Source organism: Bifidobacterium sp. B4079 (assembly GCF_026537385.1).
Classification (GTDB): domain Bacteria; phylum Actinomycetota; class Actinomycetes; order Actinomycetales; family Bifidobacteriaceae; genus Bombiscardovia; species Bombiscardovia asteroides_I.
Genome location: NZ_JAFNMH010000001.1, coordinates 833,608 through 855,363 on the forward strand (window position 1 = coordinate 833,608; position 21,756 = coordinate 855,363).

Sequence of the window (21,756 nt, forward strand, 5' to 3'; positions counted from 1 at the left end):
AGGCTTGGCATGTCCAGACCGGGCCGTCCGTGCAGCTTTGGCAGCCCGGACGGCCCTGGTCTTGGACGAGGCTCCGCTGGCGGCGCGGCGACCCTTGCCGGTCTTCACTGCTCATCCCGTTCAGCCAGCCTGTCGAGAATGACCGGCCCCATGCCGGTGACATCGCCGGCGCCCACAGTCAGGATCACGTCACCCGGCTCCGCCCGCTCGGCCAGATCCAGAGCCGCCTGACGCATGTCCGGGCAGGTCCGGAAGACAGCTCCAGCCGACTTGTTTGCGGAATCCTGAGACTCCCGGTCCGATGCCTTACGGGCCGCGGCGGGGATGGTTCCGGCATCCACACCCGGAAAATCGCTGGCCAGCTCACGCGCGGGAAAGATGTTGGTGACGGTCACATCGTCCGCCAGGGACAAAGCAGCCGCGAAACGTTCGGCGAAGATGGCAGTGCGCGAATAAAGGTGGGGCTGGAAGAGCACCCTGATGGTCCGGCCCGGATAGCGTCGTCTGGCAGCTGTCAGCAGAGCGGCGATCTCCGTGGGATGATGGGCGTAATCGTCCACTACAGTGACCCCATGTCGGCATCCGCGAACCTCGAAGCGTCGAGCGGCCCCACGGAAGTCGGCGGCAGAAGCGGCGGCCGCATCAGGATCCATCCCCAGCAGGATGGCGGCGATGATGGCCGCGGCGGCATTGCGGGCGTTGTGGATGCCGGGGATGGCCAGGTCCACCTGCAAATCGAGGGGTTTGCTGGCCTCCAACCCTGCCGCCTGGAGCACCTGCGCGGGAAGAGCCAGACGGCAATGCTCACGACCGCTGCCGCTGCTCTCGGACTCGGACTCGATGCGGACCAGGCCAAGGATCCCGGGCAGGGATTCCGCACTCAGCTGGGAATCCGAAGCATAAACGATGATCTTGGCCTGGCAGTCCCCGTGCAGCCTCCGCAGCACCTCCAGAGCGCCCTGGTCGTCCCCGCAGACCACCAGGAATCGTCGGGCCTGACGGGCATGTTCCACAAAGGCCTGGCGGAAGGCATCAGCCGTGCCATAGTGGTCCAGATGGTCGGGCTCGACATTGGTGATGATGGCGATGTCGGGAGTGTACTTGCCAAAGCTGCCGTCGGACTCGTCCGCCTCGGCCACCAGGACCCGTCCGGCTCCCACATGCCCGCCGTCCATGGGCCCCTGGTCGCTCTGGAGGCTACCCCCTATGGCATAGCTGGGATCAGCCAGAGCCCCTTGGCCGCCCTTGGTCAGCAGATGGGCCAAGAGAGCGCTGGTGGTGGTCTTGCCGTGCGCGCCGGCCACAGTGACCGAAATCCTGGAGGCCATGAGCAGGGCCAGAATATCGCTGCGGTGAACCAGCCGAGCGCCTGTATCCCGTGCTGCCAGAATCTCGGGATTGTCAGGCTTGATGGCACTGGACCAGACCACCGTGCGAGCCCCGGCTACATTACAGGCGTCCTGACCGATAGCGACCCGGATCCCCAGCTGACGCAGACGACGGGTCTTGTCCCCCTCAGCACGGTCAGAGCCGGAGACCTGCACCCCCTCCTGGTGAAGCATCTCAGCCAGCACGCTCATCCCGGCCCCGCCGATGCCGATGAAGTGCGTGTGCCCCAGATCCTTGGGGTCGCGCACTCCGGCCTGGACCAGGGCAGGCAGGCAGGGGTCCAGGACCGGCAGGGACCGGTCACCGCCATCCTGCCGACCGGGCACTGTATTCAATTCATGCTTGGGCACAGTAGTTGCATCTCCTCCAACAGTTCAGGACCATTCAGGACGGTCGCCCGTCGCCTGCCTCCATTATGCCCGACTAGACCTTCCCGGAGTCCTTGCGGGCAAGGCCTTGGTCGGCCATGGTCAGGACCTGCTCGGCCATAACCTGGGCGGCATCGCGAATCCCGTACCCCCAGGCCCGTCGGCGCATATCAGCCAGCCTATCCCCGTCGGCCATAAGGGCAGGGACGTGGTCAGCCACCCATTTAGCATCCAGGGCCGCATCATCCACCATGAGCCCTCCCCCGGCATGGACGACCGGCTGCGCGTTGAACCGCTGCTCACCGTTGCCGATGGGCAGGGGCACGTAGACGGCGGGCACACCCAGGGCGGCCAGCTCGCTGACAGAGCCGGCACCAGCCCTGCAGACCACGAGGTCAGCGCAGGCGAAGGCAAGATCGATCCGCTCCAGATATTCGGCCATATGGTAGTCCCCCTGGCCCTGATGAGCCGGGTCCAGATCGTTGATAGCCGCATCGCCCAGGTCAGCCGCCACCTGCTCCCTGACCTGATCGGCCTTGCCACGGCCCGTCAGATGGATGACCTGGGTTCGATCCAGCAGCTGCCTAGCCGCGTCAGCCACCGCCTTGTTCAGGCTGAGCGCGCCCAAGGATCCCCCGGTGACCAACAGGATGGGCCTGTCGGGATCCAATCCTAAGGACTGTGCAGACTCGCGACGGGCTCGTGCGGGGTCAGCCTCCATCTGCTTGGCCAGTCGGGCGATGGCCGGCCGCAGGGGCAGACCCACGCGTCGCACTGGCACACCGGACCGGGCCCGGATGCCTGTATCCTCATAGGCCGTACCCACGAAATCGGCCCAGCGGGCACCCAGCTTGTTGGCCATGCCCGCCCGGGCGTTCTGCTCATGGACGACGATGGGCAGACCCAGGTTTCGTGCGGCCCTATAGGCCGGCGCCGAGGCATAGCCGCCAAAGCCGACTACCAGGTCGGCCGACCGATCCTGTAAATACCCTCGGACCCGATGCACCTCACGTCGCCAACGCAGGGGGAAGTCCAGGACAGCCTTGCCAGGACGACGAGGGAAGGGAACCTTCTCAATCAGATCCAGGGGAAGTCCAGCGGCCGGCACCAAGTCGTGCTCCAGCCCGACAGCAGTGCCGATCACGCTGACAGCTGCCTGGGGACAGCGCTCCCGAATGGCTGCAGCCACACTGAGCAGGGGGTTGACATGCCCTGCCGTCCCCCCGCCGGCCAACACCAGATGGGGACCAGCGTCTTTCCCAGGACGCCCCTGGTCGTACCCAGGCATCCCTTTCTCAGTCCTCTTCGCCGTCGTCATCCGCGCATCCGCTTCCTCTCCGCCATGTCGATTCCGCATCTCAGGACCCGTCCGTGGCTGCCATCACATCCGGCTGGGTCCGAATCATCTTCAGAGCCACCCCGGCCGAGGCCAGGCAGGAGATCAAGGCAGTCCCTCCAGCCGATACGAAGGGCAGGGGTAGCCCGATGACCGGCAGCAGGCCCAGGACCACGCAGATGTTGACCAGGGCTTGGCCCACCAGCCACACATCCAGGCAGATCAGCACCATGCCCGCATACCGGTCCCTGGTGGTCAGGGCGATTCTCAGCATGCACCAGCCCATGACAACAAAGACCAGAATAAGCATGGCCGCCCCTACAAAGCCCAGCTCTTCGCCGATAACGGCGAAGATGAAGTCATTGTGCGCCTCGGGCAGATAGTTCCACTTTTCCCTGGAGTTGCCCAGCCCAACCCCAGTCAACCCCCCCGAGGCCATGGCATAGAGCCCGTGAATGGACTGGTAGCAGACACCCTGAATGTCATCGGCCGAACACTTGCCATAGGCGGCCATGATCCGCTGGGTACGATTGCTGTTGCCGTAGACCGAAAAACCGATGACTGCAGCCATCCCCAGAACTGCCATGCTGAGCAGCCAACGCAGGGGGAAGCCCGAGACCAGGAAGGCCACAAAACCGATGATCACGATGATCATGGCCGTTCCCAGGTCCTTGCCCAGCATGATCAGCAGGAAACTGACGATAAAACCGGCGGCCGGCTTGGCATAGGCCTTGGCCAGGCTCTTCAAGTCAGAATCCTCGCCGACCTGCCGCTGGGCTTCAATCAGCGCCTGAGGCAACCACAGACACAGGGCCAGCTTGAGCAGCTCGGCCGGCTGCATGGAGACGCCCCCCACCGAGATCCACCCCTCATTGCCGTTGGCAGAACGCCCCAGCGGCGTACGAGTCAGTAGCTGAACGCTCTGGCTGGCGATCAGGAACCAAGTGCTCCAGCTCCTGTAGTGGTCGATGCTGATCCTCACAGCCAGAAAGGCCAGCAAGAGCCCGAACACTGCGTATATGCTCTGGCGAATGACCTGGCTCCAGGGTGAGCTCCCCTGGGCCACCAGATCCACGGCCGAGGAGGAGAAGACCATCATCAGGCCAAAGACCGTGGTAGCGACGACCGTGGCCAGAAAGCCGTAGTAGCACCAGAGCGGATTGAGTATAGCCCGCCAGCCCCGGTAGTCCCCCTTGCCGCCAGACTCCCGGGAGGGAGTCATGCGCGGATCAGTACCGCGCTTCATGCTCGTGGACCCATTGTGTTGCCTGCTGGGCGAACTGGTCGCCCCTGTCGGCATAAGAGGCGAATTGATCCATGGAGGCGCAGGCGGGGGCTAGCAGAACCACCTGGCCGGGCTGTGCATAGGATCCGGCCGCACGAACGGCCCGGGCCATGACCTGGTCGCCTGCACCTGGGTCGATCAAGGTAATCGGAAGATCAGGCGCCTGGTCCTTGATGGCCTGGACCATGGGCTGCTGATCCTGGCCGATGATCACGGCTGCGGCCAGCTTGGATTTGCGGGACCGGACCAGATCGTCGAAGCGAGCGCCTTTGGCCAGTCCGCCGGCCAGCCAGACCACCTGGCCGTCATGGTAGCTGGCCAGGGAAGCCTGCGCAGCGTGGGCGTTGGTGGCCTTGGAATCGTCTACAAAGCGGATGGCCTGCGCACCCTGACCCAGGGTGGCCACGGTGCTGATCCTGTGGTCGCCGGGCGTGAAAGCACACATGGCCTCAATGGCCGCGTCAACACGGGCCCCAGCCCCCAGGCCCAGAGCCAGGGCGCAGAGGGCATCAGCAAGCAGATGGGGGTAGACCGTGCCGTCAGGCTCGCACAGGTCCCTCAGATCGGCCATCCGGACCAGCCTGACGCCCTCCTCAAGGTCCTGGCCGGTCAACCCGCTGCGGTCCACGACCCAGCCGCCCTCCACGCCCAGCTGCCCAGACTCGGGCTGACCCAGGGTGAAGCCCACCCGCCTGCAGCCGGGGGCTGGCCGCGCCTGTCTGGCCAGGTCAGAGACCCGGGAGTCATCAGCGTTGTAGACCAGGGCCTTACGCACGCCCCGGTAGATGCGCGCCTTGTCTGCCGCATAGGCCTCGAAGCCCCCGTGCCAGTCCAGATGGTCGTCGGCCAGATTGGTGATGGCCGCGCACTCCAGGGCTGGCGAGAAGGTGAAGTGCAGCTGGAAGGAGCTCAGCTCCACGCAGAGTATGTCATTATCAGGATCCAGGACGGCTGTGGAGACGGCCTTGCCGATGTTGCCCACCGCAGGGGCCGTAAACCCGCTGGCCTGCATCATGGAGGCGACCAGCCTAGTGGTCGAGGTCTTGCCGTTGGTCCCGGTGATCCCGATCCAGGGAGCTGGCCGGCCGGTCCGGGCTGAGGGCACCCGTAGCATCCAAGCCATCTCCACCTCGCTGACCACGGGAATGCCCCGACGCTGGGCCTCAAGGATAAATGGAGTACGCGGATTGAAGACTGGCGAAGCCATGACCAGGTCAACCTGGCTCCAGTCCACCTGGTCGAAGTCATGAAGATCGGCCTGTGGGGCACGCTGGTCTACAGTGGTCACCCCGGCCGTCCGGCCTCGCAGGGCTGCGGCCACGCTCCGTCCGGAAATGCCCAGCCCAGCGACCAGTACGCGCTTCTGGCTCAAGTCCATATCCATGAACACCTCATTCCGCTAGCTCCGGCATCTGCTTGGCACATGATACCGGCTGCCGAAGTCCGGTACCGTGAATGGACACACTCAGATGGGCAGCCCAGAGCGGACCACCCAGTCTGCATAGAAGCAGACCAGGGCCAGCAGGACGAAAATCAGGTCCACCATCCAGAATCGGACAACCACCTTGGATTCCTGCCAACCCATCAGCTCGAAGTGGTGATGGATGGGCGCCATCTTGAAGACACGCTTATGTGTGAGCTTGAAGTAGCCCACCTGGATGACATCGGAGGCTGCCTCTCCTACGAAGAGCCCGCCCAGGATGACCGCCAGGAGCTCGGTGTGTGTGGCGATGGACAGGGCTGCGAAGAGCCCGCCCAGAGCCAGGGATCCGGTATCGCCCATGAAGATGGAGGCTGGATTGGTGTTGTACCAGAGGAAGCCGAAACAGGCCACAGCGGCGCAGCAGGCGATGATGGCCAGATCCAGGGGGTCGGAGACCGCGTAGGCATGGCCGGGATGGCCGCCGCCCTTCAAGTGGTAGCTCTCCCAGAAGGCGATGACCGTATAGCCCACGAAGGCGATCATGGAGGAGCCCGAAGCCAGCCCATCCAAGCCGTCAGTCAGGTTGACGGCATTGCTCCAGGCCGTCATCAGCAGATTAACCCAGATGATGAACAGCACCACAGACAGGACGCTGCCTGCCATTCGGAAGTCGATGATGGGCTGCTCCACGAAGGATATGCCAGCCTGAGCGCTGGGATAGCCGTTCTTGGTGGGCAGCTTCAGGGCCAGCACCGCATATATGGTGGCCAGAATGAACTGGCCGATGAACTTGGCTCTGACCGACAGGCCCAGGTTCTGCTTTTTACGCACCTTGGCGAAGTCGTCTATGAAGCCCAGGAAACCCATGGACAGCATGGCGAACAGAACCAGCATGGCCGACAGGGACACTGATTCCCCCCGCGACAGGTAGCGGTAGAGCGCCGAGGCCGCCCAGCCCAGCAGAATAGCCAGGTTGATGACCAACCCGCCCATGGTCGGGGTGCCACGCTTGACCAGGTGGGACTTGGGCCCGTCCTGGCGGATGTACTGGCCGTAGTGCAGACGGTGGACCAGGCGTATCAGCAGGGGGGTCCCCGCCAGCGTCACCACCAAAGCGACCAGGATTCCGATGATGAGGGCAATCACAGTGTGTACTCCAACTCTTGGATTCTGTCCTTGAATATTAGACCCCGCTGCGGGGAAGCCAGCGAACTCATGGCTCAGCCCTGCCACCGGTCGGCCAAATCGGACAGGCCGGACATGTGCGAGCCCTTGAGCAGAACCAGATTCTGCTGGCCCCAATGCTTAGCGCAAAGGCGGCGGACCATCTGGTCGGCCTGGTCAGCGTCCTGGGCAAAGAGCACCCGCATGGACTCAGGCTGATCCTCGCTCGGATCGGATGGGCCGCCGGCACCACGGACCAGGGCCTGGGCCAGACTGTCCATCTGCCGGTCACGGCAACCCACCGCGACCAATGCATCAATGCCCTGACGACGGCAGTAGGCACCGATCTCCTGGTGCAGCTGTTCACCTTGAGCTCCCAGCTCAAGCATGACCCCTAGGACGGCTATCCGATAGATCGGGCCATCGGATCCCCTCCAGGCGGCCAGGGCGTCCAGACCGGCCCGCACAGAGTCGGGATTGGCGTTGAAGGAATCATCGATCAGGGTGAAGGAGGCATCCGGCAGCCGGACCGACGATAGAGCCATCCGATGCGGACTGATCCGGCGCTGTCGGCCCAGCTCATCGGCGATGCGTCCTGCGTCCAGACCCAGGGCGTGGGCTGCCGTGGCAGCAGCCAGGGCGTTCATGACGTTGTGCCGTCCCGGTATGCCCAGGCGCAGGCGAACCGGCTGCTGGCCACGCAGACACAGCTCGAAGGCCGGCCTGTCCAGGCCGTCACTGTCCAGATAACGAGCCGAGCCGTCCAGGTCGCGGTCCCGGCCGCCGCCTTGATCGGCCATACCAAACCGCAGCACAGGCCCAGGGGCCAGATCAGCCATGGCAGCCACCCGGGAATCGTCTGCATTGAGCACGGCGGTCCCACCCGGCACCAGGCCTTGCACAATCTCGCTCTTGGCCTGGGCGATACGCTCCACGGAGCCGAATTCGCCCAGGTGGGCCACTCCCACCTTGAGGACCAGGGCCACATCCGGGGGAACCATCCGGGTCAGATTCGCTATCTCGCCCACGTGGCTGGCGCCCATCTCCGCCACCAGGTAGCGGGTGTCCGGACCGACCTCCAAGGCGGTAAGAGGCAGGCCGATCTCATTGTTGAAGGATCCGACCGGGGCCACCACAGGGCCCAGCTGGGTCAGCAGGGAGGCCAGCAGATCCTTGGTCGTGGTCTTGCCGACAGAGCCGGTGATGCCGATGACCGTGAAGGGGCCTGGGGCCTTGCGCCGAAGGTCCGTATTGGCCCGCGCCAGCAGTCCCAAGGCAGCGACTGTATCGTCCACGAGAATCTGAGGCAGGTCAGCGCCCGGAACCAGGTGATCGATCAGAGCCGCGCGGCAGCCCTTGGCCCCCAGACCGGGAACATAATCATGACCGTCCGCGTGCTCACCCTTAATGGCCACGAAGAGTCCATCGGCCCCCGCCTGCCGGGAGTCGGTCACCACCCGCATGCGTACGGACCGCCGGTCGGATTCGCGACCAGGACCGGCCTCGACCAACCGACCGTGCACATATTCGACGACCTCTTCCAGGGTCATGGGCATGGACCCGGCCCCTACAGACTGACTCATCCTCACCTCTCAGGACATTTCGCGGGAGACGCGCAGTGCGCTCCTGATGTTGTTGCGTTTGACGCCGGCGGCCATGGTCATGGCGATGCACAGGGACAGGTCGTCACTCTGTGCATCGGCGGGCAGAGACTGGCGGGCCAGCCCGTCTGATTCCTCGTTGCGTCGGGCCACGATGGTGTGCCCGCCCAGGTTGAACCCGTATCGGCGGGCCCTGGAGATCAGCCGCACATGCCGCATATCGCGGGTGGAGCCCTCCTGGGCGCCCAGGGCCACCACATCCAGATCCACCGCCTGCAAGGCATCCCTGGCCAGGGTCTGCTCCTCCACTGAGATGACCACGGCGGCCGCCCCATCCTCCAGGGCGATAGACAGACTGCGCTGCACATCAAACATGCTCAGGGGGTATTCCAGATCCAGTCGTCGGTCCAGTGAGTATGAGCCCTTGGCGCTGAGAATGCCCACGGGATTGCCCAGCACATGCAGAAAATCGGCCAGGAGATCCACCTGGTCCTGCACCTGGGAACCGACAAGGGCGAAGACAGCCAGGGCTCCCGAAGGATCACCGGCGGCATTGGCCAGCAGCTGGCCCATCTGCCAGGGGTGCATGGTGCCGAAGAGCAGGGGTATATGGGCTCGTCCCAACTCTTGGCGGGCCGAAGTCGGCAGCAGGGCTGCGTATGCCCCTCGGCGCTCGGCCTCCTCGATCATGCCCTGGTCCACCTGCTGATCTGCAGGCACGTACAGACTGCCGGGCCGCACTGAGGGCAGGTCGTCCACCAGTGAGGTCACTGTAACTGGCTCAGCGAAGTCGGGGACCAGGGTCAGCCCGTAGCGCCCCTTGAGCTGACCCAGGGTCAACCGTCGGGAGATTGATTCACTCAGCGCACTCATGCTGCAATCTCTCCTTCGTCCGGGAACGCCATGATGCCTGCCGGTATCACCATGTTACCGGGATAGCATCGGTTCTGGGCTGGGACGTGGGGACCTGGTATTTCTGCATAAGGAATTCACCGATCTGGGCGAAGATGGGACCTGCGGTGACGCCGCCGAAAATCCCGGCACTGCTGTGGGGGTTCTTCAGCACCACGGTGATCACAAAGCGGGGATCGTCAGCGGGCAGTATGCCCACCCAATCGCTGACGATGCCGCTCAGTCTGCCGGAGCTGTCGGCCACCTCGGCGGTGCCGGTCTTGGCGGCTATCCTGTAGCCTTCCACCTTGACCGTCTTATCGTATTTCTCTGACACTGACTCCATCGCGTTCATGACCTCAGCGGCCACTTTCTCGTCCACGACCCTGACCTGATTGGCTTTGACGCCCCCCTGACCGCGGATGATGGTCTGGTCGGAACGGACCCCCTTGTTGGCCAGGGTGGCGATGGCATTGGTCAGCTGGACGGCGTTGGTGGCATAGCCCTGGCCGAACAGGACCGTGTTGCGGGTGCGGCGGTCCCAGGTCTGAGGCGTGGTCAGCAGTCCCTTGGACTCACCCGGCAGCCCCAGGGCTGATACATGGCCGATGCCGAAGCGAGTCAGATAGTCGTAGCGCTTCTGGTCCGGGTACTTCTGGCCGGCCATGACCATGCCCACGTTGGAGGAATTCTGCAGAATGCCGGCCAACGTCCAATGCTCTTCCCCATGATTGAAGGAATCCTTGTACTGCTGGTTGTCGATGGTGATGTGGTCGGGCACGGTAAAGCGGTCGGTCATGGAGTGCGCCTGCTCCTGGAGCATGCCCGCCGCCGAGATGGTCTTGCCGACCGATCCGGGCTCGAAGGTCTCCGCCACAGCCCTGGAGGAGTTGACCTTGGCCTGGTCGCTGCCCGCCTGGTAGTCGTCGGTGTCGGCCAGTGCCAGGATCTCGTTGGTGTGGGTGTCCTGAACCACTGCCAGGGCCCAGTCCGCATGATAGTTCTGGCAGCCTGACTTAAGGGCCTGGCGGACGTACCAGAGCACATCCTGGTCAATGGTCAATCTCACGTCCTTGCCGTTGACAGGATTGCGCTGACGGGTCACGGTTCCGGGAATCTCCTGGCCCAGCATCCCCTGCTGATAGACCGTATAGCCATCGGTGCCGGTCAGCCGCCAATTCTCCATCTGCTCGATTCCGGCCACGCCCTTGCCGCTGTCATCGATGCCCCCGATCAGGGCGCCCATCAGATCCGCGTGCGGGTAGGTGCGTTCGCTGCTCAGTTCGGCCGTAATGATCCCCTGCAGCCCCAACTTGTCAATGGAACGCTTGACCTCGGGGGTCACACGCTTGGCCAGCAACACGTACCGTCCAGGGACGCTGAGCTTGCCACCCAGCTCCATGGCGTTCATCCCCAGGGCCGGTGCCAGTAGGCGTGCCACGCCAGCAGCACCGTCGGCGCCCACCGGGTGGCCCTTGATGCTGTGGCAGTCGTTGCCTGTGCGCTTGGTGCAGTTGATGGGTATGAAGGAGGCGGCCGCCTCGGGGTCGCCGATGATGTTGTACCGCTCCAGGCTCTGGGCCAGCACCCGGCCATTGACATCCAGGATGCGGCCACGCTGGGCCTTGATAGTGTGCGGCACGGTGCGACCCGCCGCAGCAGCCTGGGCCATGGACCTTCCGTCGAAGAGCTGTATGTAGGCCAGCTTGCCCAGGGCCAGAGCGGCCACCAAAATCAGAATCAGGCCCACAGACAAGGAACGTTTGCAGAAAGACAGGCGCCAGGAGCGCTTGGTTCCCTTGCCGCTCATTGATGCCCCGCCTTGCCCTGGGCATCCTGAGGAGGCTTATAGCCCTGCAGATCGATGGAGTTCAGACCCTGCTGGGGCTGCATGCCCAACTGCTGGGCTTTGTCCGGCAGGGAGGCCTGGAGCTGGTCCAGCTTGTTCTGGTCATCCTGGACGTCCTGGTTGAGATTGCTGATCTCACGCTGGATTCGGGTAGCCTCGAAGGAGTCCTGGACCATCTGGGTGCGCAGCATCAGGGAGCCGAACATACAGGCAGCCAGAAAAACCACGGAGGTCATGATCCGCAGCAGGGGATTGCCGCGGGTGCGCGTCCAGCCAATCAGACGCCTAGCCCCTTCAGCCACTGGACCTCGTTCGGGATGGCGGTCCTTGCCCGGCTTGCCTGAGCCCTTGATCAGACTGAGCTCAGGCCTGGTGGGCATCTCCTGGATACGAGGATGGCCCTTGTCCGGAGAGGCCTTGGAACGGACTGAACGTGCTGGCATGGTCATGACCGGCGCCTCGATTCCGAACCGTGACCCACGCAGCGATGGCGACCATCCGAGCCCTCGCCGCGGGCCTCGGATTGAAGTCGACGACGACGCTCCTCGGGGATGGCTCCAATCATCTCCACGGCACGCAGGCGCACTGAGGCAGACCTGGGATTGCGTTCCCGCTCGGCCGCGTCAGCCTTGATGGCCCCATGAGTCAGATCCGACAGATATGGGCGGGCCTGATCAGGCACCACCGGCATGCCCGCCGGCAGGTCCACGTGCAGCCCTGGCGCCATGAAGCGCTTGACCATGCGGTCCTCCAGGGAATGGTAAGACTCCACGACCAAACGACCCCCCTGGGCCAAGCGAAGAATGGCCTGGGGCAGGGTGCGCCTCAGACGATCCAGCTCCCCGTTGACCTCGATGCGCAGGGCTTGGAAGACCCTCTTGGCCGGATTGCCCGGGGGGCGGTGACCGCGCGGCACTGCCCTGTCGACCAGACGGTCCAGCTGGGCCGAGGTGGTCAGCGGCTGCTCCTGCCTGGCCTCGACGATGGCCCGAGCGATGCGTCCTGCATAGCGCTCCTCTCCGTACGCGGAGAAGATGGCTGCCAAGTGTTCCTGGTCGTATTCGGCCAGGACCTGTGCGGCAGTAAGCTCCTGGCTGGTGTCCATGCGCATGTCCAGCGGAGCGTCCTGCCGGTAGGTGAAGCCCCTATCGCGCTGGTCGATCTGCAGGGAGGACAGCCCCAGATCCATAAAGACCAGGTCCACCTGGCCCAGGCCCAGGGCATCCAGCTGCTGGTCCAGCTGGTCAAAGGGGGCATACACCGGCGTGAAGCGGTCGGCCAGACCCGCGTCTCGCATCCGGCCAGTGGCCAGTTCCAGGGCCTGACGATCCCTGTCGATGCCGATAAGACGGGCCTCAGGACAAGCCTTAAGGAAGGCGGTGGCATGCCCTGCCAGACCCAGCGTGCAATCTACAGCCACGGCCCCTTTGTGCTCCAAGGCGGGTCGGGCCAGCTCAAGGCAGCGCTCCAGCAGGACGGGACGATGGACCATGCCCCTGTCCACGGCCTCCTGGTCGGGAGGATTGCGATCTTCCATGAGGGCCTCCATCAGCAATCCACCGCCGGAAGAACATCGTCGGCAATGTCGGCGTAGCCCTGCTCCTTGCTCTCCAAGTAGGCAGTCCAGGAATCCTGGTCCCAGATCTCGGCACGGGTACCAACGCCGATGACCGCGACCGGGCCGGTCAACCGTGCATAAGAGCGCAGCATAGGCGGGACCAGGATGCGGCCCTGCTTGTCGGGAACCTGGTCGACGGCGCCGGACAGAAATACGCGCAGGTAGTCCCTGGCCGACTTGTCGCCCATGGAGGTGTGCTGAATGCGCACGGCCATCCTCCGAAATTCCTCAGTGGGCAGCAGACTGACGCAGCGTTCCTGGCCGCGGGCCATGACCAGGCCCTGACCCAGCTGGGCGCGGAACTTGGCAGGTAAAGCCAGGCGGCCCTTGGAATCCATCTTGGGTGTGTAGGTGCCCAAAAGCATGGGCGGCAGGGGAGGCGAAGCGGCATCAGCGTCGTGCATATTGGCCATGCCCCACCTCCAATGCCAGTCTGGTAACCGTGGGACGACCCCATCGGGTAGCGTCCCCTACGCAATGCTCCCCACTTTACCCCACTTACCCCCATTGCTCACCACCTTGACACCAATCCATGCCCAAACCCAATCATTCGCCCCGCCGAAGGGTCCGCCCCGGCGTTTCGCCACTTGGCAAAGAGGGCGCGGCCAAGGGTCCGCCGGGCCGGGAAAGTAGAGTTCGAGCGGTATATTGGATCATCCGATTTTTGAACATTGGACAGAATGGACGCACATGTCGAGCTATTCCTCACAGCTGCATGAAGAGCAGACGGCGGTGGACAGGGCCTACAGCCGTCTGGACGAGCTGCGGGCACAGGCCAGAACCAGACTGGACGCGGTCCGGGCCGCCGGCTCCCACGGATCCCCTACCCAGCGAACCGAGCGGGATTCCTTCGCCAACATGTACGAGGATCGGCTCACCCAACTGCGGGCCGTTGAGGACCGCTTGGTCTTCGGCCGATTGGATACTGTCCAGGGCGGCCGGCGATACATTGGACGGCTGGGCCTGCTGGACGGCAACCACGAGCCCATCCTGACCGACTGGCGGGCAGAGGCCGCACGCCCCTTCTACGAAGCGACCCCGGCGGATCACGGCGACATCGTCATGCGTCGGCACATCACCCTCAACTTCCGCCAGGTCACCGGCATCGAGGATGAGGTTCTGGACCTGTCAGCCCCCGAGGTAGACAAGGCGGCCCAAGGCGGCACTCTTGCTGGCGAAGGTGCGCTCATGGCATCCCTGTCCAGCCGCCGCACCGGGCAGATGACCGACATCGTGGCCACCATCCAGGCAGAACAGGACCGGATCATCCGCTCCCCCATGACGCGCCCGTTGGTGGTCCAGGGAGGACCAGGCACCGGCAAGACCGCCGTGGCCCTGCACCGGGCGGCCTACCTGCTCTACACCCACCGGCGCAGACTGGAGAGTTCGGGCGTGCTGATCATCGGGCCCAGCAACGCCTTTCTGCGCTACATCGACCAGGTCCTGCCCTCCCTGGGCGAGACCGGAGTACTCAGCCGAACCATGGGCGACCTCATCCCCGGCATCAGCACTGAACGCCAGGAGGACCCGCACGTGGCCCGGCTCAAGGGGGACATCCGCATGGCCGAGGCCGTAGCCAACGCCGTCGCATCCCGGGAGCGAGTACCTGCCTTCCTGCCCACAGTCAAGGTGGATGGGGTGGCAGTCCCCATGCTGGCGGTCGACCTGGAACGGGCTTTGGTCGATGCCCGACGCAGCCACCAGCCCCACAACAAGGCCAGGAACACCTTCGTGCGCTCGGCCCTGAACGCCATGACCGCCCGTTACGCCGAGGGAGTGGACTATCAGCCCGGAGCCGAGGAACTTGCCCGGGTCACCTCCCTGCTCCGGCTGAACGACCAGGTGCGGCGAACCCTCAATCTGGCCTGGCTACCTATGAACCCCCGCTGGCTGGTCAACGATCTCTGGTCCAGGCCGGACCGTCTCCGCCGGTTCGCACCATGGTTGACTCCAGAGCAGATTGACCTGCTGACCCGCCAAAACGGCGCCGAACTGACCGTATCCGACATCCCCGTCCTAGATGAGGCCATGGAGCTTCTGGGCCCCGACCCCCGCCAGGCGGATCGTGACCAGGCTGAAAAGGCCCGCCGCGACGAGGAAAACCGGTTTGCCAGCGACACCTTGGCCCAGAACGGCATCGGCACAGGCATCGTGACCTCGCAGATGCTGCTGGATTCCATCAATGGCGAGGACGAAAACCAGGCAGCCACTCAGGCGGCCGCCGACCGTGAATGGGTCTACGGGCACATTGTGGTCGACGAGGCCCAAGAGCTGACGGCCATGGACTGGAGGATGCTGGTCCGACGTTGCCCATCCCGGTCCTTCACCATCGTTGGGGATGTGGCCCAGACGGCGGCACTGGGCGGCACCAGGTCCTGGGCCTCAACTATGGACACGCTCTTCGGCCCGGACGGATGGGACCTGCGGCAGCTGACCATCGACTATCGCAACCCTCGTCAGGTATCCAACCTGGCCTCCTCCTTCGCTGCCTCCGAAGGTCTTGAGGTTTCCACGCTCAAAGCCGTGCGCGAGGTGGAAGGATCGGTCAGCCGTCTGCGGGCTGACGATCAGGCCAGCCTGCTGGACCAGCTGCCTGACTTGGTAGGCCAATTGGCGGAACGTCATCTGGGCAAAGACGGTACCGGACGCCTGGCCATCATCGTTCCCAGCGCCCTGGAAGCCGAGGTCAGCTCACGGCTGCGTATTGATGAGGCTCAGGAGCGTCAGATCACGGTCACGGCCACCGGCCACACCAAGGGTCTGGAATTCGACGCCGTGGTTCTGGTTGAGCCTGGAGCCATTCAGGATGAAGCCCCCTCCAGGCTGAGCGCGGCAGCCGACCTTTACGTGGCTATGACACGCCCGACCCAGGAGCTGGTCATCGCCCAGACATCCGAGGATCAGAGGTTGCTGGACCTGGGATGAGTTCCGTGGTGCCATGTCCATATCGTGCCTGGCGCCCCGTTCACCTCCGGTCACAGGCCAGCCCCGTCACACAGTGACGGATGCTGCAGGCCTGTGGCAGTATGGCTTCCTGCAGTCAGAATGGAATGGGCCAGCATAGCTGATTTCAGGACTGTGCATTCCCAGACTGCTCTGCAGCTGACCGGTCTTCGGCGCGCAGGGTATCGATGGCCTGCTGGAAGTCCTCCAGGTTGCCGAAGTTGCGATAGACCGAGGCGAAGCGCAGATAGGCCACCTCGTCCAATTCCCTGAGAGGCTTCAGGATGGCTCTGCCGACCTCTTCCGAATCCACCTGAGCCAGGCCGCGTGAGCGTAGATCCTCTTCGACCTGCTGGCCCAGGAGCTTCAGGTCATTCTCATCGATGGGCCTGCCCTGGCAGGCCTTCCTCACGCCAGAGATGACCTTGTCGCGGTTAAAGGGCTCGGCATTGCCCGAGCGTTTCATGACCAGGAGAATCGAGGTCTCCACCGTGGTGAACCGACGCGAGCATTGCGGGCACTCACGACGGCGTCTGATGGCATGGCCGTCGTCGCTGATTCGCGTATCCACAACCTTGGTATCGGGATTCTGGCAGAAAGGACAATGCATATGTAATATCATAGCGCCAAAGAACCTCAAGACCCACGTGTACCAGGCCTATCAGCTTATATTCCTGGACATACTCCTTGAATTCAGCCACTACCTTCATCCATGCAGCAAGTCATTGAAGCCTCGTTGTTAATTCTCTGGATCAGAAATGCCTGCCTCAATCGTCGCTGGGAATCAGAATTCGGTCACCAACGCGCAGGTTGGGCGAGGACATCTTGTTGATCTGCATGATACGGTCAACGTTCTTAGTGACATCCTCACCTTGCGGGGTGATGGAGGCCGCATAGGACCAGACACTATCTCCCGGACGAACTGTTCTTGTGATGACCTCCTGCGGCCCTGGAGCGGAGCTGGCCGGTCGAGCCGTCCATCCAAACCCAGCCAGGGTCAGAGCCGCGACTGCAAGAAAAACCGCGAATCTTCGCACGTTGGCACTCACAAAACCCTGCTCGGACACACAGGCTTTGGCAGCTCGGCGAAGGCGAAGCATGACGGACGAGAACAGGGGACTGGCATACGTCCGGCAGGCCGAGGGCAGGTTCAACGGCATAGATATGCGGGAACCGGCACAGGCACGAACAACCACGGCACACCTCTTTCGAACATTTGTTCTATCGAACAGATGTTCTCATTCTGACACCGCGACGGCTTTTTGGCAAGGCCGATTCGAACATTTGTTTGATTTTTCACTTCAGGCAGGATAGACTGAGTTCAGTTTCCAAGGAAAGGAGCCCATCGTGAGTACAATCCCCTTTACCGGGTCCACGGCTACGAGCTCCCTCAACCAGTCCGCTGCTGCTAACAGCGCCTGCTCTCAGGAAACCGCTGAAACTTCCGCCAGCACCGAAAACGCGAACCAGGGACCCCGGCCCAAGCTGACCGATCGCCAGGCCAGGGTGCTGGAAGCTATCAAGCGGCACCTGTCAGAGCGTGGTTTCCTGCCCTCCTACAGGGAAATCGGCAAAGACGCAGGATTGCGTAGCACTTCTTCCGTCAAGCACCAGCTTCAGGTCCTGCAGGATCTGGGCTACATTCGCCTGACTGCCAACAAGGGACGCGCTATAGAGCTGGTCCAGGACCGCCCTGAGCCGACAGCAGGAACTGCCAGGATCGTGCCTTTCCCCGACACACAGACCGACGAGGCCATCATGCAGTCGCGCGACGTGCCCCTGGTCGGCAGAATCGCCGCCGGCCAGCCCATTCTGGCCGAGCAGCATGTGGACGATGTCATGCGTCTGCCCCAACGTCTGACCGGATCCGGCGAGCTCTTCATGCTTGAGGTCCATGGGGATTCCATGGTTGACGCCGCCATCTGCGACGGGGACTTCGTGGTCGTCCGCCGCCAGCAGGAGGCCGAGAACGGAGATATCGTCGCGGCCCTGCTGGACGATGGGGCCACGGTAAAGACCTTCCGACGCGAGGAGGGCCACGTTTGGCTGATTCCCCACAACCCGGGCTACTCCCCCATTGACGGCACCCACGCCGTCATCATGGGCAAGGTGGTCACCGTTCTGCGCAAGGTCTGAAGGTTACATGTCCAAATGCTCGCCGCTGTCGTCCCGGTGGCCCTGCGGTTCTATCTGAAAGGTCGTATGCTCGACCGAGACCGGGAAATGGTCGCGCAGGCAGCGTTGCATGCTGGTTAGAATACGTTCGTTTTCGACTGCCGAGGTGCCCTGACGCACAATCACATGCGCCGTCAGCTGCGGCAGACCGGTGGAAACGCTGTTGGCATGCAGGTCATGAACCTCAAGCACGCCAGGCACGTCCTCCAGGTGCTTTCTGACCTTGGCCATGTCGAGCTCCGGCGGGGTTTCCTCAAGAAGGACAGAGACGCTGCTGGCCAGGAGCTTGATTGCGCGGGGAATCATCAGCAGAGCGATTAGGCCTCCCGCTACGGCATCGAATCCAGCCCAACCGGTGGCCATCATGACCACAGCTGATATCAGAACCGCCACCGAGCCCAATGCATCGTTGACCACTTCGAGAAAGGCGGCACGCATGTTCAGGTTGTCCTTGTGCCCGGAAGCCAGGACCAGGATGGACCCCACATTGGCAGCCAGGCCCAAAATACCGAAAAAGAGCAGCAGCCCCTGCTGATGGACTTGGTCCCGCCCAGGCGACCAGAGCCGCAAGACAGCCTCCACAATGGCGTAGATGCCCACAGCCAAAAGGACCAGAGCACCGCCAGCCGCTGTGATGACCTCCAGACGGGACCATCCCCAGGTCCGCCGGTTTGTGGGGCGGCGCTCCATCAACACTGCAGTGACGGTGGAGGCGATCAGCACGGCCATGTCGGTCATCATGTGCCCGGCGTCGACCAGCAAGGCCAGGCTGCGGGTGACCAAGGCGCCGACGACTTCAGCCACGAAGACCGATCCCGTCAGCGCCAAGGTCGTCAGCAACTCTCGACGATGGGCGGACCCGCCGCCCTGGACAACACCTTCATGAGCGCTCATGCATACCCCGATTCATCAGACACCAAAGTATGCCACCAGGGGTCACAAGACAAGAGTTTCCGTGAAATACTCAGAAGCCGAACTTGCTTGCCGTCTCCTTGAGGGTCTCGGCGGAACGCTTCAGAGCGGCCAGCTCGCCGTCGCTCAGTGGGGTGTTGATGTGGGTGTTGACCCCGTCTCGGTTGAGCACGCTGGGCACCGACATGCACACGTCAGAGATCCCGTGGAAATCCTCCAGCAGGGAGCTGACCGGCAGGATCCGGTCAGTGCCGTTCAGAATGGACTCGATGATGTCCACGCCGGACATGGCGATGGCGAAGTTGGTCGCCCCCTTGCCCTCGATAATCTGGTAGGCGGCGTTCTTCACCTCCTGGTGGATCTCCTCGCGCTTGGCCGCGTCCAGAGGCTCATGGCCTGGCAACTCCATCCAGTCGCACATGGGAACCCCGCCGATGGTGGCCGAGCTCCAGAGCGGAACCTCGGAGTCGCCATGCTCGCCAGCGATGTAGGCATGGACGTTCTTTACGTTAACCCCGGTCTGCTGGCCGATCAGGTAGCGCAGGCGGGCGGAGTCCAGGTTAGTGCCCGAACCGAACATCTGGTTGACAGGCAGCCCGGACAGCTCCAGGGAGACCCTGGTGACGATGTCGACGGGGTTGGTGATCAGCAGGAAGATGGCGTTAGGAGCCACCTCGACCATCTGAGGGATGATGGACTTCATCATGTTGATGGTGGCACCGGCCAGGTCAAGCCGAGACTGCCCAGGCTTCTGCCTGGCTCCGGCAGTGATGACCACCATGTCGGCGTCGGCGCAGATCTGCGGATCGTCCGAGCCGTCAATGGTGACCGTGGGATAGAAGCTGGATCCGTGCTGCATGTCGCGGACCTCAGCCTCAACCCGCTGGGCGTTGATATCCTCGAGAACGATCTCTCGAGCCACGCCTCGCTGGGCTGCCGAGAAGGCCAAGGTCGACCCCACGGCTCCGGCTCCTACGATCGCTAGCTTGGTTGGCTTGATTGATGATTCCGCCATTGTTTTATGGACCTCTCTTATCGGAACCCGGGAAACGGGTTTGCCGCTGACAACATACGTAGTCTACCCAGCATAGGTGACCTGGCGTGCATCTGCCCTTAAGAGTTCAGCCCGGCCGATGGCGTGTCATCCGCCGGAACTTGCGAGGGCTTCTGGTCAATGGCTTGTTCAAGCACGGCGGCCGCCAGCCGGTCGTCCACATCAACGCTCAGCGCAACCCCGTCGGCCCGGTATTCCAATGAATCCACCCGTCCCAACTGCCGCACCTGTTCCAGCAGGGAGCCGCTGGTGTAGGGCAGGACGGCCTGGACATGCACAGCGGGAGCAGGCAGCAGCTCCTCAACCCGCTTGCGCAGAGACTCAAGACCCTGGCCCTGCTTGGCTGAGACCAGAAAGGACTTGGGTTCGAGGTTGGCAAGCCGCTGCCGGGCGTCCTGATCTATCAGATCCACTTTGTTGAAGACCAGCAGTCGGGGAATGGACTCGGCGCCGGGGATGTCTGCCAGCACGGCGTCCACAGCCCTGATTTGGGCAAAGGGGTCGGGGTGGGAGCCGTCCACCACATGGAGAATCAGGTCGGACTGCCCTACCTCCTCCAGGGTGGATTTGAAGGCCTCGACCAGCTGGGTGGGCAGGCGGCGGACGAACCCGACCGTGTCCACATAGACGTAGAGCCGGCCATCTGCCGCCTTGGTGCGCCTGACGGCCGTATCCAGGGTGGCGAAGAGGGCGTTCTCCACCAGCTCCTCGGACCCGGTCAGTCGGTTGGTCAACGAAGACTTGCCAGCGTTGGTATACCCCACCACGGCCACAGCCGGCAACTGGTAGCGCCGCCGGGAACCACGCTTGACCTGGCGCGAAGGAGCCATCTGGGCAATCTGGCGCTTCAACCGGGCAATCCGACGCCTAATGACTCTCCGGTCGGTCTCGATCTTGGTTTCGCCAGGGCCGCGGGAGCCTATGCCGCCGGCCTGCCCGGCAGCTTGACCTCCGGCCTGACGGGACAAAGAACCACCCCAGCCGCGCAGCCTAGGCAGCATGTATTCCAATTGGGCCAGCTCCACCTGGGCCTTGCCCTCTCGGCTGGTGGCATGCTGGGCAAAGATGTCCAGAATCAGGGCCGTCCTGTCGACCACCTTGACCTTGGTGACATCCTCAAGCGCTCGTCGCTGGGAGGGATGCAGGTCGTCATCGGTGATGATGGTGTCGGCTCCCAGCCGGGCCACGATGTCTGCCAGCTCCCGCGCCTTGCCCGAACCTAGGTAGGTGGCCGGATCCGGCTTGAACCGCTGCTGGAGCAATCCGTCCAGCACCTCGGCCCCGGCAGTCCGCGCCAGGGCGGCCAGCTCACGCAGGGACTCCTCGGCCTGACCGACTGTGGTCCGCGCACCCGACCAGACGCCGACCAGGACCACCCGTTCCAAGCGGACCTTGCGGTATTCCACCTCGGTCACGTCCTGGAGCTCGCCCAGCCCCTCTACATGGCGGAAGGCGTTGCGCCGACTTCGCTCCTCCCACTCCTGATCCTGGTACTGTCCGACCTGCCTTTCGCTGCCGGTAAGCACCTCGGACTTGTGTGAGAGCGGGTCCTGGTGGGCATCAAAGACCGCTGAGTCGTGCTCTTGGGTCGGTTTTTCGTGAGTCAAAGGCACCTCTGCACTGATCTATTGACGAGTAAACGAATCCGGTATAGGCGGAATCATGGCACAGTCTTTATTATCATCTTCTTAGCAGACATCAGCGGGTGCCCGAGGGACATGCAGACTTCAAAGACGGACAGGATGGAC

18 protein-coding genes are annotated in these 21,756 nt (G+C 63.4%); 2 read left to right on the plus strand and 16 right to left on the minus strand.

Going from position 1 to position 21,756, the window contains the following annotated elements:
* Nucleotides 1–104 precede the first annotated feature (104 nt).
* The 11 genes from murC to mraZ form a co-directional block, all read right to left on the minus strand.
* Nucleotides 105–1,673, minus strand: coding sequence for a UDP-N-acetylmuramate--L-alanine ligase (murC, locus tag J3T95_RS03535; protein ID WP_267450590.1), 1,569 nt, complete (start codon nt 1,671–1,673; stop codon nt 105–107).
* Nucleotides 1,674–1,812: 139 nt separating this feature from the next.
* Complete coding sequence (locus J3T95_RS03540; RefSeq protein WP_267450591.1) at nt 1,813–3,045, minus strand: UDP-N-acetylglucosamine--N-acetylmuramyl-(pentapeptide) pyrophosphoryl-undecaprenol N-acetylglucosamine transferase; 1,233 nt, start codon at nt 3,043–3,045, stop codon at nt 1,813–1,815.
* Between the two features lie 70 nt (nt 3,046–3,115).
* A complete protein-coding gene (locus J3T95_RS03545; RefSeq protein WP_220237064.1) occupies nt 3,116–4,339 on the minus strand; it encodes a peptidoglycan glycosyltransferase FtsW in 1,224 nt (407 codons plus the stop codon).
* Complete coding sequence (gene murD / locus J3T95_RS03550) at nt 4,323–5,762, minus strand: UDP-N-acetylmuramoyl-L-alanine--D-glutamate ligase (protein WP_267450401.1); 1,440 nt, start codon at nt 5,760–5,762, stop codon at nt 4,323–4,325. Before murD ends, J3T95_RS03545 begins: the two co-directional genes overlap by 17 nt.
* Nucleotides 5,763–5,843: 81 nt before the next feature.
* The gene (gene mraY / locus J3T95_RS03555; protein WP_029677929.1) at nt 5,844–6,947 is read right to left on the minus strand and encodes a phospho-N-acetylmuramoyl-pentapeptide-transferase; all 1,104 of its coding nucleotides are present in this window, start codon (nt 6,945–6,947) and stop codon (nt 5,844–5,846) included.
* Between the two features lie 74 nt (nt 6,948–7,021).
* The gene (locus J3T95_RS03560; RefSeq protein WP_267450402.1) at nt 7,022–8,548 is read right to left on the minus strand and encodes a UDP-N-acetylmuramoyl-tripeptide--D-alanyl-D-alanine ligase; all 1,527 of its coding nucleotides are present in this window, start codon (nt 8,546–8,548) and stop codon (nt 7,022–7,024) included.
* A gap of 9 nt (nt 8,549–8,557) precedes the next feature.
* The gene (locus J3T95_RS03565) at nt 8,558–9,439 is read right to left on the minus strand and encodes a UDP-N-acetylmuramyl peptide synthase (protein ID WP_220237060.1); all 882 of its coding nucleotides are present in this window, start codon (nt 9,437–9,439) and stop codon (nt 8,558–8,560) included.
* A 46-nt stretch (nt 9,440–9,485) separates the two neighbouring features.
* Entirely contained in the window at nt 9,486–11,267 is a 1,782-nt protein-coding gene (locus tag J3T95_RS03570; protein ID WP_220237059.1) for a peptidoglycan D,D-transpeptidase FtsI family protein, read from the minus strand.
* Nucleotides 11,264–11,755, minus strand: a complete 492-nt coding sequence (locus J3T95_RS03575; protein WP_220237058.1) for a hypothetical protein — start codon at nt 11,753–11,755, stop codon at nt 11,264–11,266. The genes J3T95_RS03570 and J3T95_RS03575 overlap by 4 nt, the downstream gene beginning before the upstream one ends.
* On the minus strand, nt 11,752–12,843 hold the full coding sequence (gene rsmH, locus J3T95_RS03580) for a 16S rRNA (cytosine(1402)-N(4))-methyltransferase RsmH (RefSeq protein WP_396019996.1): 1,092 nt from the start codon (nt 12,841–12,843) through the stop codon (nt 11,752–11,754). The genes J3T95_RS03575 and rsmH overlap by 4 nt, the downstream gene beginning before the upstream one ends.
* A gap of 11 nt (nt 12,844–12,854) precedes the next feature.
* On the minus strand, nt 12,855–13,337 hold the full coding sequence (gene mraZ, locus J3T95_RS03585; RefSeq protein WP_220237057.1) for a division/cell wall cluster transcriptional repressor MraZ: 483 nt from the start codon (nt 13,335–13,337) through the stop codon (nt 12,855–12,857).
* Nucleotides 13,338–13,614: 277 nt separating this feature from the next.
* Between mraZ and J3T95_RS03590 the strand changes: the two genes are divergently transcribed.
* Complete coding sequence (locus J3T95_RS03590; RefSeq protein WP_267450403.1) at nt 13,615–15,849, plus strand: HelD family protein; 2,235 nt, start codon at nt 13,615–13,617, stop codon at nt 15,847–15,849.
* A 145-nt stretch (nt 15,850–15,994) separates the two neighbouring features.
* Here the strand turns inward: J3T95_RS03590 and nrdR are convergent, their stop codons facing one another.
* Both nrdR and J3T95_RS03600 read right to left on the minus strand, forming a co-directional pair.
* Nucleotides 15,995–16,477, minus strand: a complete 483-nt coding sequence (gene nrdR, locus J3T95_RS03595; protein ID WP_267450404.1) for a transcriptional regulator NrdR — start codon at nt 16,475–16,477, stop codon at nt 15,995–15,997.
* A gap of 157 nt (nt 16,478–16,634) precedes the next feature.
* Nucleotides 16,635–16,916 carry a LysM peptidoglycan-binding domain-containing protein gene (locus J3T95_RS03600; protein WP_267450405.1) on the minus strand — a complete coding sequence of 94 codons (282 nt, stop codon included), beginning with the start codon at nt 16,914–16,916 and terminating at the stop codon, nt 16,635–16,637.
* A gap of 436 nt (nt 16,917–17,352) precedes the next feature.
* Between J3T95_RS03600 and lexA the strand changes: the two genes are divergently transcribed.
* Nucleotides 17,353–18,003, plus strand: coding sequence for a transcriptional repressor LexA (gene lexA / locus J3T95_RS03605; protein ID WP_220237374.1), 651 nt, complete (start codon nt 17,353–17,355; stop codon nt 18,001–18,003).
* 3 nt (nt 18,004–18,006) lie between these two features.
* On the opposite strand, the gene J3T95_RS03610 is transcribed toward lexA, so the two are convergent.
* From J3T95_RS03610 to hflX, 3 genes are all read right to left on the minus strand, one after another.
* Nucleotides 18,007–18,936, minus strand: coding sequence for a cation diffusion facilitator family transporter (locus J3T95_RS03610; RefSeq protein WP_267450406.1), 930 nt, complete (start codon nt 18,934–18,936; stop codon nt 18,007–18,009).
* 70 nt (nt 18,937–19,006) lie between these two features.
* Nucleotides 19,007–19,969, minus strand: a complete 963-nt coding sequence (locus J3T95_RS03615; protein ID WP_220237052.1) for an L-lactate dehydrogenase — start codon at nt 19,967–19,969, stop codon at nt 19,007–19,009.
* 98 nt (nt 19,970–20,067) lie between these two features.
* A complete protein-coding gene (gene hflX, locus J3T95_RS03620) occupies nt 20,068–21,534 on the minus strand; it encodes a GTPase HflX (protein ID WP_267450592.1) in 1,467 nt (488 codons plus the stop codon).
* Between the last annotated feature and the right edge of the window lie 222 nt (nt 21,535–21,756).